Genomic DNA, 18,439 nt, shown 5'->3' with positions numbered 1-18,439 from the left:
GCACAAAACATTGTCAACCCAGAACCTTATGCAGCAAGTTCAATAGCTGTGCGGATTTGAACGGCTTGACAATCCAACCGTTGGCACCGGCTTCGCGCCCGGCATTTTTCATCGCCTCCTGCGATTCCGTTGTCAGCATAATGATCGGTGTCGTTCGATCCCCCAATTCATGACGGATTTTTTTAATCAATTCAATTCCGTCAAGACCCGGCATGTTCAAATCGGTTAACAGTAAATCAAACGTCTCTTCCCTGAAAAGATTAAAAGCATCAAGCCCGTTTTCAACCGCGCAAATTTCATAGGCACTCTTTTCCAGCGACAAACGCAAAATACGCAGAACTGTCCGGGAGTCATCGGCGACCAGAATTCGTTTACCCATCGTCTCGTCCACCACCTGTGGTCAGTAAAAACAAAAAATAGCACGACTGAATCTATTGCTAAATTAAAAACAGTTCAAGTTATGTCAGCAGCCTTTGTCATGATCGTATTTTCTCAATTTATAACGCAAGGTTCCCCGCGGAATATTCAGCAGGCGCGCTGACTTCGCAATATTTCCGCCAGTAATTTCCACTGCTCGAACGACAAGTTCCTTTTCCAGCCGCGCCATGACTTCTTCAAGAACAATCCCACCCGGAGGAATATCTGTCGCCGGAACGAAATCGGCGGTTTCGGCTTCAGTGAACAATTCTTTCGGCAAACACTGGGGACCGATCACCGCAACATCGTACATGATGCAGATCCGTTCGACAAGATTGCGTAATTCACGCACATTACCAGGCCAGGAGTAGTGCATCAGCAGATCAAGAGCCTCGCGGGAAATTTCGCGGGGAGGTTTATTGAATTCACGGCAAAAGCGCTGCAGAAAATGATCGAGGAGACGCGGAATATCCTCGCTGCGCTCACGCAACGGGGGCATGTGCAAAGGAAATACATTGAGCCGATAGTAGAGATCTTCGCGAAATGAGCGGGCGACGATGGCTTCTTTCAGATTGGTATTGGTCGCCGAGACAACGCGCACATCGATATCAATATTCCGAACTCCTCCGAGCCGACGAATTTTGCGATCCTCCAGCACCCGTAGCAGCTTGACTTGCAGACCAATATCCATTTCACCAATTTCATCGAGGAATATTGTCCCCCCGTCAGCTTCTTCAAACAGCCCGATTTTACGGGTTTTTGCATCGGTAAAGGCACCACGCTCATGACCGAACAGTTCACTCTCAAGAAGATTATGCGGTAGCGACCCGCAGTTTATCTCGATAAAGGGCCGCTCTTTGCGCGCTGACAAATTGTGCACCGCGCGTGCCGCAAGCTCCTTGCCGGTGCCACTTTCACCAGTAATCAGCACCGTGGCATGCTCGTGTTTGGCGACTTCACAAATCTGCCGATAAACTTCGCTCAGCGCCAGACTTGTCCCGATCATTTCGGTGGAATTAAACTGCTCGCGATCATCGCGGCGCAGCTTTCGCAATTCCCGCTTGAGGCTTTTTGTTTCGAGCGCCAGCCGGACGATCAGACGAATGGCATCTGCTTTAAACGGTTTTTTAATATAGTCATAGGCCCCCATTTTAAGAGCCTTGACGGCACTTTCGACCGTTCCGTAGCCGGTAATAATGATCACCAGAACTTCCGGATCGACAGCCTTGAGTTCGCGCAGTACATCGAGACCGCTCTTGCTTCCCAGGTTCAGGTCAAGCAAAACCAGATCGATTTCCTCATCGCTGACTAACGCAACAGCCTGCTGACCATTATCACAGGAAAATGGCCGATAGCCATCTTCGGTGAGGATCCGCTCAATATTTTCACGGATAAACGATTCATCATCGACGATCAGAATTTTTTCCATCAGCCAGCATTCATGGGTGACATTGCGTGAAAGAGGGTTGTTCGATGGGGGAAGAATACCCCAGATGGCAACTTTTGGCCACGAAAGAATTTCATTTCCGTAATGGAAACCAGAGAGTAAAAGTGGTTCCCCTGTCGGGCTGGCTGGTCACCTCGATCCGGCCACCGTGTCCGGAGATGATATTGTGCGTAATCGACAGCCCGAGACCGATACCACCATCTTTGGCGGTGTAGAACGGTTCAAAAATTAAAGCAATCCGCTCCTCGGTCATCCCCTCGCCGCTGTCCTCAATAACCACTTGAAGAGCGTCCTCCATGGTGACAGCAGATACCCATAATCGCCCTCCGTTCGGCATGGCATCGAGGGCATTGGTAAAAATATTCAGGAATGCCTGCTTCAGCTTATCCTTATCGATCTGCAATGGCGGCAGATTATCAGGCACGCTGTACTGCAACTCAACGTGTGTTTTCTGACACTGTTTCTGAATCAGAAAGAGGGTGTCAAGCAGCACCCCGCCCAGCTCACCGACCTGCAACCTTGACTGCGGCAAGGTGGCAAAATTAAGGAGTTCGTTAACCAGTCCCTCCAGTCGCTCAATTTCCTCCAGCGCACGACGAATCAACAGCTGATCGGCAGGGTGGTCGAGCAGCCGGTCGTGCAACTCATCAAGCAGCAGATTGACGCCGGTCAACGGATTCCGAATTTCGTGCGCCACCCCTGCCGCGAGCCGTCCGAGTGACGCCAGTCGCTGCATCCGTTCAACCCGGTTGCGCAGATGAACCCGTTCGGTAATATCGCCAACGGTCAGGATAAACCCTCCGGCGGCACGCGTCCCCAGCGGTAACAGAACGAGACGAAAGGTCAGCGATTTCTCCCCGCGGCGTAATTCAACACTATCACTCCACAGCTTCGGTGCGGGCAGGCTCAGCGGGGCTTCAATCATCCCCAAAACCTCCGGCCAGGATTGCAGAATCTGGCGATAGTGCAACTGTTCAGCCCCCTCCAGATTCAGAATACGTCGCGCTGGCCCGTTCATTGAACTGATTTCACCCGTCGCGGAAAGAGTCAGGATGCCAATATCAATATTCTCGACGATGGTCATTTTAAAGTTCTTCTCGCGCAAGATCTCCTGTCGCGAACGCCGCAAATCTTCAAGTGTTTTCATCAGTCGTTCACGACGGATGTGCAATTCGGTCGCCATCGCACTGAACGACTTGGCCAGGGTGCCGACTTCATCGTGAGACTTGACCTGCACCGCCGGCGCAGGATTGCCGCGCGCCATCTCCCTGGTTCCCTCAATAAGTTGCAATAACGGCCCGGTGATACTTCGCGCCAGCCACGTTGCCGCCAGCAGGACAAGCAGTGCGGTCATTATGATCAGCAACCAGGACTGGCTGACAAAGCGCGTAAATTCAAGCTTGATCAGGGCGGATGTTGACAATGCCGCCTTGTGAAAATTGCGCAGTTCGGCGCCGATCGTAATCCCGCCGAACACCCCGCTTTCGGCATAACTCCCCGCCGCAAAGAAAATTGGTGCAAACGCCATGATTTTCTCTGAACCGCCAACGTTGGTCACATCGACAACCCCGGCACGTCCGGCAAGAACGGCATCAGCGGCCACTGGATAGTTGGGATGAATAAACTCGGCATGAAGCAGGTTATAGGGGATCAACCCGGCAGCAATATCCTCCGCGGTTGAATGTGCCGTATAGGGTGGCACCAAGCGACCCTGCGGGTCAATGCCGCGAATATCCCAGAATTTCGGATGGGTGATGATCCACCCCTCATTATCGAACATGAAAGCGTAATTACCACTGTCGTACGAGGGGAAGACAGCCCAGCGCTTATCGGTCGGGTCGATATGCTGGGTAAACTCCATCAGGTGACGGTGATCGCAGGACAGAACAACCACCCCGGTTATCTCCCCGTGGGGATTGCGCGTCGCGACGGCAAAACGCACCACCCCGTTAAACGTTGCCCCTTCAACCGCACCTTCCGGCGTTGACGCGCCGCGCAACTGATCCGCCTTGCCGACATGCCACCCGGTGACATGGGAAACGTAAATCTCCCCCGGCGGCAAAGCCAGCGCATCACGAAAGTAGGTCTCGCTGCGATAGGTCGTAGCGGACGGATCAGCGACATGACGCAACGCAGTCGTCAGGCTGCCGTCAACCACGCGCAACAGTTCATTGCCATTGCGATCAATAAAAGCAAGCTCACTGTAGATCGGCACCGGCTCACGAACCGCGGACGGTGCGGCGTTGGTTCCGGCGCGATACCAGATTTCCCGTTGGTGTCCGGCACTGAACGATAAATAATTTTCAGGGGTCGGTTGCAGTCGAGCCAACTCATCCAGATCCGCCTCAATGCTGCGCAGAAAATCGGCGACACTGCGAGCGGTCAGCTCGGCACGCATCTCAAGGGCACGCGCCGCCTGAACATTGAGCGCCGCGGTTGTCGCGTCTTGCAGGATAGCTTCCACCAACCGCAAACTATGACTCGACATCAAGGCCAGAATCAATAACGGGATCAGCGAAAGGGCAAAAAAAGCGTAAAGGACCTTCTGCCGCAAATTCAGATTAAAATTGATCATCGCTGCACTATAGCAGATGCGGATAAGGTGGGGAAAAGATAAATCGAGAAGCTGCTGCAGAAGGAAGAGAGGTTTATCGGGTGCGCTCCACCACATAATCGGCCAGACGAAACAGCGCGTCTTTCGCCACATTATTGCCAAATGGTGCCAAGCGGCCTTTGGCAGAATCAATCTGCTCGCGCGCGCGCTGCCGCGTATAATCAATCCCGCGGTAACTGGCAATCAGAGCACATACTTCCGCCAACTCTTGCGGGGACAGTTCACCACGCTCAATAATCTCCTCGACCCGCTCTCGTTCGGCGGAAGAACAGTTCTGAAGCGTATGAATAAGTGGCAGGGTCATCTTTCCTTCGGCAAGATCGTGGCCACGGGTCTTGCCGAAATCCTCTTCGTCAGCGACATAATCAAGCGCATCGTCCATCATCTGAAAAGCGATACCGAGATCCATGCCGAACCTTGAGAGCGCCTCTTCATACGCTGCATCAAGACGCCCGAGAATCGCACCGCAACGACAGGCCGCAGCAATCAACGCGGCGGTTTTATTGCGAATCACATCAAGATAACGCGTCTCGTCCATATCGATATCGCAAGAGCCGATCAGTTGCAGCATCTCCCCTTCCGCCATCTGCGTCGAGGCTTCGGAAACAACCCGCAACACATCCAGATCACCATTCTCCACCATCACCGAAAAAGAACGGCCCAAAAGAAAATCGCCGACCAGCACCGAGGCCTGATTCCCCCAGACAGTGTTGGCGGATTCATTGCCACGGCGCAGGACCGCGCTGTCGACCACATCGTCATGCAACAGGGTCGCAGTATGAATGAATTCGATAACCCCCGCCAGGCTGACATGCGCAGAACCTTGATAACCGGCCAGACGGGCACTCAGCAACAACAGCATTGGCCGAACACGCTTGCCACCACTCGACAATACATATTCGCCGACTTTGCGAATCAGGGATACCTGTGAATCGAGATCTTTTTTAAATTGCGCTTCGACCTGTTCCAGATCGTCACGAATCAGTGCCATGACTGTTTGCATCGGGTAGTTGGCCTCGCAGGAAGAAAATTCGGTCTATCCTAATGAATCAAAGGGTTGGTTGTCAAAGTTTTTTTCAGCGTCAACCAACGGCAAAATCAGCTGAAACCGTGCGCCACCAGTCGGCGCCGACAGCACCTGGATGTGTCCATCGTGATCATCGATCAAACGGCGGCAGATTGACAAACCGAGCCCGGTTCCGGCACCGGGCGGCTTGGTTGAGACAAACGGCTCAAAAATGCGTTCCCGTTCAGCGGGGGAAATCCCCGGACCAGTGTCGTCGATATCGATCAGTAACGACTCGTCAGCGGTACGCACAGTGAAATCAATCCGCCCTTCACCGTCCATGGCCTGAGCAGCGTTGAGCAACAGGTTAACCAGCACTTGACGCAACTGGTCGGCATCCCCCCAAATCGGCGGGAGGTCTTCATCCATCTTAAAACTGAAGGTAATGCGCTTGAAAATTTTCTGCGGTTGTAAGGACGTAACCGTTTCCCGAATCAGCTGGTTAAAGTAGACGGCTTCATGCCGCACCGAACCGCTGCGTGAAAAACTGAGCAATCCGCCGGTGATCCGCTTGCAACGTTTGCATTCGTCGATAATCGCCCGTAAATCATTGGCCTGCGGATCACCCTGCGGCAACTCTTCAAGGAGTAATTCAGCGTGGCCAAGGATGATCCCGACCGGGTTGTCTATTTCGTGCGACACCCCCGCCGCCAGCTGGCCGATAACCGCCAGTCGCGTGGAGCGAACCAGTTGTTCCTGCAACCCGCGCAACTCTTGATTGCCGCGCAACAGCTCCTCGTTTTTAGTCGTTAATTCAGCACGACTCCGCGCCAGACTGGCAGCCATGTCATTAAAAGCTGTGGCCAAGGCACCGATTTCATCACGGCTGCCAACCGCAATCCGGGTCATCAGCTCATCCCGCCCCACTGCCCGCACGCCATCGGTCAACTGCTTCAGCGGTCGCGTTACGCGCCGCGCAACGGCAGCAGCAACGATTAATACACCGATCACGGCCACCAATGCGATGGTTAAAAACTGCCGTCGCAGTTCAGCCAGACGAGCATCGACACTGTCGTAAGCAATCCAGTAACGAACCGACAACAACTGTTCCCCGGTCGGACCGAACGCCGGGACCGTCAGTTCCAGCACCTGCCCGCCATCAACCGACCGCAACGTTCGTCCCACCACCCCGTGGGTTTCAAATTCTTTCCCGACACTCACCGCGCTGCGCGGATCAAAGGAAGAATCGATAAAATCAGGGAAGCGGAAGGAAAGAAAATCATGCCCCCCCCTGGAGGTGATGATCGAGAATTGTATGAGTTCACGATTATAGCCGAGAAAATCGTAAACCGCTGTCATCTCGTGGTCACGGAAAAAATTTCCGCGAGAAATTTTCAGGAGCTCAGGCGTCGCAAAACGTGCAAAGGAAACATTGCGCGTCAGCAGATAGTCCTTCCAGATGCGCGCCTGCTGACGTTCCAGCACCAGCAGCACCAGCAACAACGACAAAACCAGCACCGCACTGGTATAGAGATAGAGTTTTTTACCGAGGGTCATGCGCATCCTGTCACACAATTTGAACGCCGATAAAAACACATTTTTTTAAACGGAGCAAGGTGCTTCTGAATATCCAACCATTTTTGTCTGCGACCCCTCTGGCCACTTTTTACCCTGTCATCAAAGATGGCGTTGCAAAAAGTCCGCCCTACGTCGTTACGCCGGTTTTTCAGGACCTCGACCTACCTGATGTAGGTCTTCGCCCCTGAAAAACCACCCAGCCTTGTAGGTCAAAATTTTTGCTTAGCCATCTAATTCTTTTTTGCGAGCACATCATCAAACACTCGAATAATTTTCAACGGCTCATTCTGAGTGACCGTTTCACCTCTCAATCAGGCTTTAAAAAATGTGTTGTTCCAGATGCTTGACTTTCAGGCGAGGTTGGCTATCATTCAGTAAATTTTTTATGCTGGAGGTTCCATGGAAAAGCCTGTTTACAATACAGACATTGTCAGAAGTTTTGTCAACTGGAGTCTCCTGTGGGGGCTGGTTGCCGTTTTGGTCGGAGTGATCATCTCCCTGCAAATGGTCGAACCTGACTTGAATTTCCCCCCCTATCTGACCTTCGGGCGGTTGCGTCCGATTCACACCAACGCCGGTATTTACGGCTGGGGCGTCGGGGTCATCTTCGCCACCTTCATTTATATGGTGCAACGCCTCTGTAAAACCCCGCTGTGGAGTAATAAACTGGCAAAGTTTCAGCTCTGGTTCTTTAACGCAACGATTATCGCTTCAGCCATCACCCTGTTGCTCGGCTATACCACCTCGAAAGAATACCATGAGATGGAGTGGCCGATTGACGTGATGGTCGTCATCCTCTGGGTGGTTTTCGCGGTGAACATCATCATGACCATCCTTAAACGCAAAGAGGAGCAGATGTACATCTCACTCTGGTACATGATGGCGGCATTAATCGGGGTGGCGATTCTCTATCTGGTCAACGCGGCGGCGCTCCCGGTGTCCCTCTTCAAATCTTACTCCGCCTACGCCGGCACCAACGACGCCAATGTTCACTGGTGGTTCGGCCATAACGCTGTCGCCATGGCCTTGACCGCCCCGCCACTGGCGATGTTCTACTATTTTCTGCCAAAGACAACCGGCGTGCCGATTTACAGTCACCGTCTGTCGATCATCGCTTTCTGGTCACTGCTTTTTATGTACCTCTGGACCGGTGCCCACCACTTGCTCTGGACACCGGTGCCGGACTGGGTGCAGACGCTGGCGATGGGCTTTTCGGTGATGCTGATTGCCCCCAGTTGGGGGAGCGTTTTTAACGGCTACCTGTCGATGAACGGTCAGTGGCATCAGATGAGAGAGAATTATCTGGTCAAATTCCTGATCATCGGTCTGACTTTCTACGGACTGCAAACGCTGCAAGGCCCGATGCAGGCGATTCGCTCTTTTTCAGCATTTATCCATTACACCGACTGGGTTCCCGCGCACATCCACATGGGGACGATGGGCTGGGTCTCGATGATCAGTTACGCTTCCATCTATTATCTGGTCCCGCGTATTTATGGCCGCGAGTTGTACAGCGTTCCTCTTGCCAACATGCATTTCTGGTTGGCACTGGTCGGCCAACTCGTCTGGTCCATTTCGTTGTGGGTTGCCGGTGTCCTGCAAGCGGGGATGTGGAATGCAATGAACAACGACGGTAGCCTGACCTATACCTTTATGGAAACGATGGTCGAAATGTACCCCTACTGGTGGGCACGCGCGGCTGGCGGTTTCATTTTCTTTCTCGGGATCGTCATTTTCATCTACAATCTGTTCATGACGGTTCGTAACGGGAAAGAAGTCGTTGCACCGATCGTAACTGCTGCGGGGAGGGACTGATCATGTGGGAAAAGAAACCGCTGCTGTTGATCGTTCTCGCCACGGCCGCGATCCTGGTCGGAACAACGATCACCATGGTTCTGCCTTTCGCCTGGGTCAATACCGAAGCGGACCGGATTGCAAGTGTGACCCCCTATACCCCCCTGCAACAGGAAGGGCGCGACATCTACATTCGCGAGGGGTGCAACAATTGCCATACCCAGACGATCCGTCCGCTGGTCACCGAAGTATTGCGTTACGGTGATTACAGCAAATCGGGGGAGTTCGTTTACGATCGGCCATTTCTCTGGGGGTCCAAACGCACCGGCCCCGACCTGGCCCGTATCGGCGGGAAATATCCCGACGCCTGGCATTACAAGCACATGGATTCCCCCCGTTCAATGGTGCCAAAATCGAACATGTACGACTATGCCTGGCTGCGCAAAAATACCCTCGATCCGGTCATGAGCGAACGTAAAATGAAGGTTCTCGGCTTTCCCTATACCCAGGAGCAACTCGCGCAGCTGAAGGACAAGAATGAGCTCGACGCCGTTGTCGCCTATCTGCAGAAACTCGGTAGCGACATAGCGTGGCGCAAAGCGGCTGAAGTCACTATTATCGGTGAGTTAAAAAACCCCTACCCGGACACCGCTCATCGGTCGATGGAGGAATGGGAAGCTATTTACAGCGACCATTGCGCGGCCTGTCACGGGGAGCATCTGGAGGGCGAAATCGGGCCGCAGCTGGAGGGCGCGAACTATACCGATGAGGAGTTGTTCAGCCTGATCTTCAACGGCATCCCGGATGGCGGCATGCCGGCCTTCTCCAGTCTGGGGACGGACAAGGTCTGGAAAATCACCAATTTCGTCAAATACTACGTTCAGCGGGAGGATCATCCGTAATGGACTGGGGCGCGATCCTCTACCTCGGAGTGACCTTCGGTCTCTTTGCAATCTTTGTCGCTATCGTCATCCACACCTATCGCGGCAAGCATAAAAAAACGGGGGAGGCCCCCAAATACACCATGCTTGATGACGACTAATTTGCCAAAGGATAAACTATGAGCAGCAACGATCCGCACCACGACGAGCACGCTGACGGTATCATTGAGGACCGCGAACAACGACCGCCAGTCTATTTCTATATCCTCTTTTTCGGACTGATTATCTGGGCGGTCATCTTTATGGCCTACTACCTCTTGTCAGGGTGGTCGTCCGACGCTGAATTTCAACAGAAAATGACCGAGCACAAGACGCAGGTCGAGCAGGCAGCCCCGGCAGCGACAGCTCCCGTCTCGATCGATGCGACCACGTTATTCGCCGACAACTGTGCGGTGTGCCATGGTAGTCACGGCGAGGGAGGGATCGGTCCCGCCCTGCACGGCGCCGCCTACATTTACGGTAAAGATGTCGCCGCGATCAAAGCAAGCATTACCTCCGGTCGTCCGAACGGCATGCCCAACTTCGGCAATCAGCTCAGTGCCGCGGAAATTTCCGCCCTGGCAGAGTATCTCCTCAAACTTTGATACGCGATGGGGGAGAAGGCAACTTCTCCCCCATCGCGTTTTTTCAGAAACAATCACCACATACCATGACTGACCGTCCCCTCACGACGTTTATCGGGCCACGCCGCCGCGCCTTGCAGTGGGCAACCACCCTGTTCATCCTGCTGCTGCCGTGGGTGCGTCCCGGCGGAGTCAGTCTGCTGCGGGTCGATCTGCCCACCCTCAGCCTCCACCTCTTCGGGCAAATCTTGCGGATCGAGGAACTGTATCTGTTCCTCTTTTTCACCCTGACGCTCACTTTCGGTTTCCTGCTGATGACGTTGACCTTTGGCAGGGTCTGGTGCGGCTGGGGGTGTCCGCAAACCACCCTCAACGATATGACCGAATGGCTGATCCGGCGTCTGCACCTCACCGTCGACGGGAACTCGCTGACCGGGCCATCTTCTCACCGGGTTCTTCTTCACGGTATCTATCTGACCTTGTCGTTGCTGGTCGCGGCCAATCTGCTCTGGTATTTTATCGAACCGCCGCGCTTTTTCAGCGAGCTGCTGCACGGCAAGCTGGATATGATTGCCAGCGGAACGCTGCTCATCGTCGCAGCGACGGTCTACCTGGACCTTGCCTTTCTGCGCCGCTTGATGTGCCATGATTTCTGCCCTTACGGGCGATTTCAAAGCGCGCTTGCCGATCAGTCAACGTTGACTCTTCAGCGCCCCGCTGTTGAGATTGCGCGCTGCATCGATTGCGGCGCCTGTGCGCGGGCCTGTCCAATGGGGATCGATATTCGCGACGGTGAGCAGATCGCCTGTATCAACTGCGGTCGCTGTCTGGATGCCTGTCGCCAGGTCATGGCGCGACGTAACGAACCGGGTTTGATCCGCTACAGTTTCGGTCGTCACGCGACCGGCGCTGGCGATTTAATCACCCCGCGCCGCCTGCTGCTGACTGGTGCGACGCTCGCCCTGACGATCATGCTCCTGTTTGCCGTTCACAATCGTTCGTCCGCAACCTTGAAAGTGGCGCACTCCCACACCGTTGCCAGTCGTTTGCTCGCGGACGGTCAACAGGCCACTTTTTTCAACCTCTGGGTTAATAATCGCGCTAAACTCACCACAATGTACCGCGTGCAGGTGCGCAGCACCGACCCGTCGCCGCTGACCGTCAAGGGGCCGGTCGCGCAAATCTTTCTCAAGCCGGGAGAAAATCGGCGCCTGGATGTGGTCGTTGTCGGTTCTCCCCTGCCGCAACGACGAGACATCGAATTTATCCTGTTTGACAAGGAAACCATCGTCGCCAGCGCAGCGGCACAATTACCAGCATTGCCGCCACCTGCTGAATAATACCGCTTCAAGCGTACTGAAACGGCCAACTAAACGGGACCCACATCATGAACCGTTATCAACAGTTGATTCTGCTCCTTATCGGTTGTTTCCTCGCCTTCTCCGTCTGGGCCACCTGGCAGGCGAGCACGAAAGGGAGCCGCGTCACCGATGCTGATTATTACAGCAAGGGGTTACGCTACAACCAGACCCAGATTGAAAAAAATGCCGCAAGAACCCTGGGCTGGCAGGTCACATCGACCCTCGCCGGGCGACAACTCAGCGTGGCTCTCGATAACGGCAGGCAACCGGTCAGTGCCGCTGACGGGGTGCTCCTCATCTTCCCGAACGATGGTTCGGCGGTGCAGCAGTATCGACTTGCCGAGGAGCGTAGCGGTCGTTATAGCCTTCAACTCCCCGCTACGCTGCATGGCGAATGCAGGGTTTTGATTGAATTTGAACATCAGGGCGCGCGCCTCGAACGACAATTGCTCCTTAATCTCCCGGAAGCGTGATGATGGCCGAAAACCCTCAACTGCGCTGTATCCACTGTGATCTCCCCTTCCCCCCCGCTGAACGGGTCACGGAAACGGTGGATGATGACGTGCTGAATTTCTGTTGTCACGGCTGCCGTGGGGCCTATCTGATTATCCGCGGAGCGGGGCTGGAGTCATTTTACCGTCGCCGTGAGCGTAAGGCAGGGATTATCCGTGAAGCTTTTACCCGGCAATTTGATGCCGACTACCTGCAACGATATGTCACCCACGCTGGTGACAAGAGCGAGATCAGTCTGATCATCGAGGGGATTCATTGTGCCGCCTGTGTCTGGCTGATTGAACGACTGCTCGACGAACATCCCGGTATCATCACCGCGCGGGTTAATTTCGCGACGCATCGGCTCCTGGTCGGTTTTGACCCGACCCGAACGACCCCGGCTGGGATCTGCACCCGCCTCGCAGAAATCGGTTATCTGCCTCGCCCCTACACCCCCGATGAACTGCAACGCGCGGCTGAACGCGAGCGCCGTTCCCTGCTCTTGCGTTTCGGCACCGCGGCATTCCTCTCCATGCAGCTGATGGGGTTTTCTATTGCCCTGTACGGCGGCTATCTGCGCGGCATCGACCCCGACACGCGCCAGTTACTGCAAATCCTTGCGGCGCTGGTCGCGACCCCGGTCGTCTTCTATGGCGGTTTCCCCTTTCTGCGTGGAGCCTGGTTCAGTCTGCGCAACCGCAGTGCAAATATGGACCTGCTGATTACCCTCGGCACCGTTTCCGCTTACAGTTACAGTCTTTATGCCCTGAGCCAGGGTGGTGAAGTCTATTTTGACACCGCCGCGATGATTGTCACCTTGATTCTTGCCGGACGTCTTTACGAAAGCGGGGCGCGCCGCCAGGCCTCATCGGGGATTGATCGCCTCTTACAACTCGCACCCTGCCGCGCCCGACGAATAACGGGCGAGGGTGTTACCGAGGTCGACAGCCATCAGTTGCTGATTGCTGATCATATTCTGGTCGGCGCCGGGGAACGTTTCCCCGTCGATGGCCAGATTCTCAGCGGATGTACCGAAGTGGACGAGGCCGCGGTCAATGGCGAACCGCTGCCGGTGGTGCGTGAACCGGGCATGAAAATTGTTGCCGGAACACTGAATTTGAGCGGCAGTGTCGAAATTCTGGTCACCGCAGTCGCCAATGAATCGTTTGTTGCCCGCGTCGCCCGACTGGTCGAACAGGCTCAGGCGTGCAAAGCGCCGCTGCAACGTCTGGCGGACCGTGTCGCCATGATCTTTATCCCGCTGGTCCTGCTGGTTGCAGTCGGGACCTGGCTCTACTGGTTTGACCAGCCCGGCGGGTGGCTCCATGCGATTACCGTTCTGGTCGTCGCCTGCCCCTGCGCACTGGGCCTGGCAACGCCGATGGCGGTGATGGTTGCAACCGGGAATGCCGCCGAGCACGGCATCCTTTTTCGCGGCGGCGATATCCTTGAAGGTTGCGCTCAGGTCGATCTGGTCGCCTTTGACAAAACCGGCACGCTCACCGACGGTCGCCCGCTGGTGACACACCTTTCCCCCCATGAATGCAGCGCAGAACGTTTACTCGAACTTGCCGCCCGCGCCGCAGCCGGAAGTTCCCATCCGCTGGCGCGCGGCATTATTCAAGCGGCTGTGGAACGCGGCGTCAGCACCCTTCCCGTAGCGCATGTCCAAACGATTCCGGGACGCGGGACGGCACTGCAGACCGACGAAGGACTGCTGCTGACCGGGAGCTGGCGCTATCTTCATGAACAGGGAATCACCGCCGCGCGGACTGAAAACGAGCGCAGCGAAGTCCACGTTGCCCTGCACGGAAAATATATTGGTTGCATCAGTCTTGCCGATCAACTCCGCGACGAAGCCGCAACCGCCGTCGCGGCCCTGAAAAGAATGGGGCTGGGGACGCTGCTGCTGACCGGCGATCAAACAGGTGTTGCCGCGCACATTGCCACCATCCTCCGGCTGGACAAGTATCACGCTGAACTGACCCCGGCGGACAAAGTGGCGCTGATTAAAGATGCGGAACGTAGCGGGCAACATACGCTAATGGTTGGCGACGGCATCAACGACGCACCGGCCCTTGTCAGTGCCCACGTCGGTTGTGCCATCAGCGGAGGAACCGATATCGCCATTGAAAGCGCTGATCTGGTGCTTGCCCGTGCCGACCTGACGAACATCCCTTTCGCCTTGCGTCTGGCCCGGCAGACAGTGCGCATTATTCGCCAAAATCTGCTCTGGGCCTTCAGCTACAATCTGGTGGCCATCCCCCTCGCCGCCAGCGGCAAACTTGCTCCGGTCTACGGTGCAGCAGCCATGGCGCTCAGTTCCGTTTGCGTCGTGACCAATTCGCTGCGACTCAAACGGATCAGAAAGGACTGACGATGTTTAAATCGATCGTGATTTTAATTATTCTGTCGTTCTGCATCGGGCTCGGTGCCTGGCTGTTTTTCATGCACACCGTCAGGCGGGGTGATTTTGACGATATTGAAGGGCCGAAGCATCGGATGCTGGATGATGACGATGAATAAAACGCGTAACAATTTCACGCATGAAACAGAATAATCAAAACCCGATTTATGGAGGCAACGATGATTGACCCTTTATACACAATGGCATTCATGACCGGGCTGCTTGGCTTTGGCCATTGTATTGGCATGTGCGGCGGACTGGTGGGGGCATTGTCCTTGTCGCACGACGGTCGCGCCGGGGGGATAACATTCCACCTCCTCTACAACCTGGGGCGCACAATGACCTATACGGTTATCGGTTTGGCCGTCGGCTGGGTTGGCTCGGCCATGGCCTATACCGACCATTTCAGGCAGATCACCCGCTACTTGCTCCTTGGCTCTGATCTTTTTGTCATCCTCATCGGCATCGGTACCGCCGGGCTGCTGACCTGGCTGAATGTGATGAAACTGGAATTTCCCGGCCCACTGCAAGCGATGAGTCAAGCGGTCGGTTCGTTGCGCAACCACTTGCCCCCTGCCCTTGCCGCGCTCCCGCTGGGGATGCTTTTCGGTTTTTTACCGTGCGGTTTTCTTTACGCCATGTTTATCACCGCCGCACAAAGTGCCTCACCAGTCAAAGGCGCACTGACCATGTTCTTTTTCGGCCTCGGCACCGCCCCGGCACTGTTGCTGTTCGGCACCGCCGCGCAACGTCTCGGCATGGCATCACATCGCTGGATGATTCGTGCTGCGGGGGCAATGGTGGCATTGATGGGGTGCTACAACCTCTATCGGCATCTGAAAATGTTCGGCTGGATCGGCAAGGCGGCGGGGATGGATATGGGATAGGGAGAAAAACAAGGGCTGAACAAGCGTTACCAGCAACGCCCTTGCGATTCAGATTGTCTTCCCCCTGATCGGGGTGACGCCCGTATCTTTCAACGGGCCGGGTTTGCCAGCTACGCTGGGCAAACCAAAAAAACCGGGCCCCGAAGGGCCCGGCAATATCATTCTTAGTGATAATCAGCCAGATTACGGCCGGGTGCTGACAATCCCCGTAGTTGTGTCGCCACCGAGCCATGTGATGGCTGCGCCATAGGTAGCAGGATCAAGATATATGGCCCCGTTGAGGGTCCTGCTGCCGGCTGCATCAACGCTGCCATTCGTGGCATTGGTCAGCCAGTCAATAGAATCAAAAATCAGGCGCTTGGCGTAGAAGCGGTTGTGGGCATAGGCACCCGGTTCATGATGCAGGTAGCTCCAGTTGTGCATTGCACCACCGTGGCCCTGATCGGTAGCCGTTCCACTAAAGTAGGGGTAACCGGCCTGTGGCGGTGTCCCCGCAGCAGTCAGAACTGCACCGAGCACCTCGATAGCATTGTGATAGCCGTGGGCTTCGTGCTCCATCTCGGCAGCTGCATCATCAGCCATCAACTGCGTCACGACAGTCGGGACAGCCGCACTCCCATTCCATATATTCAGCGTGTCGCCAATCTGAGAATCGGAGACGAACAGGGCGTGCTCACCATCATGGCATTCAACACATTTCTTCGATGCAATTGCCGTGATAACGCCAGTAGTGGCGTCCTTTTCGACCACATCAAAGGTATGGCTGGCCTGGTCGGTCGGAGTGTCTCCGGTCATGTGGCACTCAGCGCAGCCGAGGCTATTGTGGGCAAAGTAGGATTTGTCGGTGTAGCTCAGACCGGCATACATGTAGCCGATCTTGGTCAATGCCTGGTAAATGGTGGCACCGCTGGCGAAGTAGTGGGTCTTGGTGCCACCGGTAACAGCGGCGCCAGCCGGGTCGGCAGTAGCTGCCCCGAGGAGTGAGCCCATGTTGCCACGACCACTGTGGCAGTTGTAGCAAACGTTGGAGTTACCCATGTCGGGCAGAGTGATATCTGCGCCGTCCGCCTGATAAGCCAGGGTAATCGCACCCGGTGTGCGCAATGCACCTTCACCGGCATTGCTATGGCACGCCCAGCAGTAAAGGACTTCGTTCTGCGGAGAACCATTGGCTTCGTTGCCGGTCCAGCCGGAGAGATGGTCAAAATTGTTATTGGCAGCGTCATAAGTTGCCGGGTCGTTCAAGAAGTTGGCGGCACCGGTTGCAGTGTGACACATCTGACAGGCAGCACGCCCGGAACGATCCCAATTGTAATGAACCCAGGCGTTGCCGAGGGGAGCATCCTGAACCGCAGCGTCTGAAACCAGTTGCGTCATCCGCGCGTCCCGCAGAACCAAAGCATCAGTGTCCGGGTGTTTGTTGCCCGTCATCTGCGCAGCGTACTTCGCTTTCAGCAATCCACCAGCATGAGCAGACCCGGCCCACTCCGTATAAACTGTTTTTTCAACAGCAGGATCTTCCGCGTAACCGGAACCGTTGTTATTTCTCAATTTACGAGTGAGGTTATTGGTATTGGTCAGCAAGTTATGACCATGACAATCGAAACAGGGGTTTGCACTCTTTTCGCGAATGACGTACCCTTCGATGGGAGAAGCGGCGTCGGTAATACCGTTCCCGGCATTGCCGTCTGTGTCACCCACCGAACCGGTATCCGGATTGTCGCGATGGGTCGAGAGCAGCGTTCGATACCAGGACGTATTATGATAGAATTTTTCAGTTAATCTTCCGGCGCCATCTTCCAGCGGCAGTCCGGAGCCAAGCAAGGTGCCGTCGTTAAGTTTAAGCGTGTGACAACTGGTACACATGTCGAACTGGTCCGCCACCCCGTTGCCATTCGGGTTCCACCCCGGAATCGAAACAAGTTCTTTGGTCAACGGATTGTGACAAGCGGCACAGGTCGGATTGTGCAACAGCGGGTTTGTCGAAGAATCTTTACTGGGCAGCGGTTCAAATTCTCCCCCCACGCCAATGCGTCCGGCCGGATTAACGACCGAATTGTAGGCGTAAACATCAGCATTGCCGATCACCTGAGCAAAAACCCGCGAGCCCTCAGCCGTATGACAACGCTGACAGTAGTTGGTCTCATGACTCGTCGCAAGCATTGCGGCATTATCGGGCTCTTGCGCGTTATGCTTGGTGGCAAGTACCGCGTTTACCTGATCGGCATGGCAGGTAACGCAACGCGAACCGTCGGGGGCCGGATATGGAATGGGACCCACACCACGATGATATTGACCGCCACCATGACAATCTTCACAGTCATGCGTTATGGCCGAAGCAGAACCGTCTGCGGCCTTGTTCACCCCGGCGATGCCACTGACGTTGGTATGCACATCGATGGAGTGACACGATGTACAATCGCCGGTTTTCTGCGCACCGACGGCAGAAAACGGCGCCAGGGTCGCAGAATCGCTACTTTGTTCACTGCCGCAGCTCGACAGAAGAAAAGATGCCAGAAGCACAAGAGTGAATGTGGACCATTGTTTAGACATTGAAATGACCTCCTGCTAGGACAACTACGCCAGCCACCGTACGATCAAGCAACTCGAACAGTTTCATCACCAAAATGAGGAATTACTCTCCGCTCGTAAAAAGCACCTGGGATAAAACTCGCCAACCACAAGACACTAAGACAATACTAATCTGGCATATTAACCTGTAATATGAAAAAATAATAGAGTTTATTTCACGATAAAGTCTTGCGCGCAGAAGGGGGGCAGAAGGGGTAGAGTAGAGGCAGAAGGGGGACATTCTATAGTCCGCCTGTCAAGCTGAATCTATAATCTCTTAAAATTAAATGGTTAGCTTTTAACGTGAATCCCGGACGCACGTATCCCGTGTTTGTAAAATGGCGAGTTTCTCACTTTTGGC

Annotated in this window: 15 protein-coding genes; 9 read left to right on the top strand and 6 right to left on the bottom strand. The window is 54.9% G+C overall.

Annotated elements, in window-relative coordinates:
* Positions 1 to 13 precede the first annotated feature (13 nt).
* From K0A93_00820 to K0A93_00800, 5 genes are all read right to left on the bottom strand, one after another.
* Positions 14 to 379 carry a response regulator gene (locus K0A93_00820; GenBank protein ID MBW6510643.1) on the bottom strand — a complete coding sequence of 122 codons (366 nt, stop codon included), beginning with the start codon at positions 377 to 379 and terminating at the stop codon, positions 14 to 16.
* A gap of 84 nt (positions 380 to 463) precedes the next feature.
* Positions 464 to 1,846 carry a sigma-54 dependent transcriptional regulator gene (locus tag K0A93_00815; protein ID MBW6510642.1) on the bottom strand — a complete coding sequence of 461 codons (1,383 nt, stop codon included), beginning with the start codon at positions 1,844 to 1,846 and terminating at the stop codon, positions 464 to 466.
* Positions 1,847 to 1,937: 91 nt separating this feature from the next.
* A complete protein-coding gene (locus K0A93_00810) occupies positions 1,938 to 4,439 on the bottom strand; it encodes a HAMP domain-containing protein (GenBank protein ID MBW6510641.1) in 2,502 nt (833 codons plus the stop codon).
* Positions 4,440 to 4,512: 73 nt separating this feature from the next.
* Positions 4,513 to 5,481 (bottom strand): polyprenyl synthetase family protein, encoded by a 969-nt coding sequence (locus K0A93_00805; protein ID MBW6510640.1) that lies wholly within the window; start codon positions 5,479 to 5,481, stop codon positions 4,513 to 4,515.
* Positions 5,482 to 5,514: 33 nt separating this feature from the next.
* Positions 5,515 to 7,041 carry a HAMP domain-containing protein gene (locus K0A93_00800; GenBank protein MBW6510639.1) on the bottom strand — a complete coding sequence of 509 codons (1,527 nt, stop codon included), beginning with the start codon at positions 7,039 to 7,041 and terminating at the stop codon, positions 5,515 to 5,517.
* Positions 7,042 to 7,461: 420 nt separating this feature from the next.
* Between K0A93_00800 and K0A93_00795 the strand changes: the two genes are divergently transcribed.
* From K0A93_00795 to K0A93_00755, 9 genes are all read left to right on the top strand, one after another.
* Positions 7,462 to 8,877 carry a cbb3-type cytochrome c oxidase subunit I gene (locus tag K0A93_00795; GenBank protein ID MBW6510638.1) on the top strand — a complete coding sequence of 472 codons (1,416 nt, stop codon included), beginning with the start codon at positions 7,462 to 7,464 and terminating at the stop codon, positions 8,875 to 8,877.
* Positions 8,878 to 8,879: 2 nt separating this feature from the next.
* Positions 8,880 to 9,758, top strand: a complete 879-nt coding sequence (locus K0A93_00790) for a cbb3-type cytochrome c oxidase subunit II (protein ID MBW6510637.1) — start codon at positions 8,880 to 8,882, stop codon at positions 9,756 to 9,758.
* Positions 9,758 to 9,898: a cbb3-type cytochrome c oxidase subunit 3 gene (locus tag K0A93_00785; GenBank protein MBW6510636.1), complete on the top strand. Its 141-nt coding sequence runs from the start codon at positions 9,758 to 9,760 to the stop codon at positions 9,896 to 9,898. Before K0A93_00790 ends, K0A93_00785 begins: the two co-directional genes overlap by 1 nt.
* Positions 9,899 to 9,916: 18 nt before the next feature.
* Entirely contained in the window at positions 9,917 to 10,381 is a 465-nt protein-coding gene (locus K0A93_00780; GenBank protein ID MBW6510635.1) for a cytochrome c, read from the top strand.
* A gap of 65 nt (positions 10,382 to 10,446) precedes the next feature.
* Positions 10,447 to 11,700 (top strand): 4Fe-4S binding protein, encoded by a 1,254-nt coding sequence (locus K0A93_00775; GenBank protein MBW6510634.1) that lies wholly within the window; start codon positions 10,447 to 10,449, stop codon positions 11,698 to 11,700.
* A gap of 47 nt (positions 11,701 to 11,747) precedes the next feature.
* Positions 11,748 to 12,194 (top strand): FixH family protein, encoded by a 447-nt coding sequence (locus K0A93_00770; protein ID MBW6510633.1) that lies wholly within the window; start codon positions 11,748 to 11,750, stop codon positions 12,192 to 12,194.
* A gap of 2 nt (positions 12,195 to 12,196) precedes the next feature.
* Positions 12,197 to 14,590 carry a heavy metal translocating P-type ATPase gene (locus K0A93_00765; GenBank protein ID MBW6510632.1) on the top strand — a complete coding sequence of 798 codons (2,394 nt, stop codon included), beginning with the start codon at positions 12,197 to 12,199 and terminating at the stop codon, positions 14,588 to 14,590.
* A gap of 2 nt (positions 14,591 to 14,592) precedes the next feature.
* Positions 14,593 to 14,739, top strand: coding sequence for a cbb3-type cytochrome oxidase assembly protein CcoS (gene ccoS / locus K0A93_00760; protein MBW6510631.1), 147 nt, complete (start codon positions 14,593 to 14,595; stop codon positions 14,737 to 14,739).
* Between the two features lie 60 nt (positions 14,740 to 14,799).
* Positions 14,800 to 15,507 carry a sulfite exporter TauE/SafE family protein gene (locus tag K0A93_00755; protein ID MBW6510630.1) on the top strand — a complete coding sequence of 236 codons (708 nt, stop codon included), beginning with the start codon at positions 14,800 to 14,802 and terminating at the stop codon, positions 15,505 to 15,507.
* A gap of 183 nt (positions 15,508 to 15,690) precedes the next feature.
* Here K0A93_00755 and K0A93_00750 read toward each other — a convergent pair whose 3' ends face one another.
* The gene (locus tag K0A93_00750; GenBank protein MBW6510629.1) at positions 15,691 to 18,060 is read right to left on the bottom strand and encodes a hypothetical protein; all 2,370 of its coding nucleotides are present in this window, start codon (positions 18,058 to 18,060) and stop codon (positions 15,691 to 15,693) included.
* Positions 18,061 to 18,439: the final 379 nt, after the last annotated feature.

It is taken from the genome of Desulfuromonadaceae bacterium, assembly GCA_019429445.1.
In the GTDB taxonomy this organism is placed as follows: domain Bacteria; phylum Desulfobacterota; class Desulfuromonadia; order Desulfuromonadales; family JAHYIW01; genus JAHYIW01.
The sequence above is the reverse complement of the archived record's forward strand: the minus strand, read 5'-3'. Positions and strand labels throughout refer to the sequence as shown.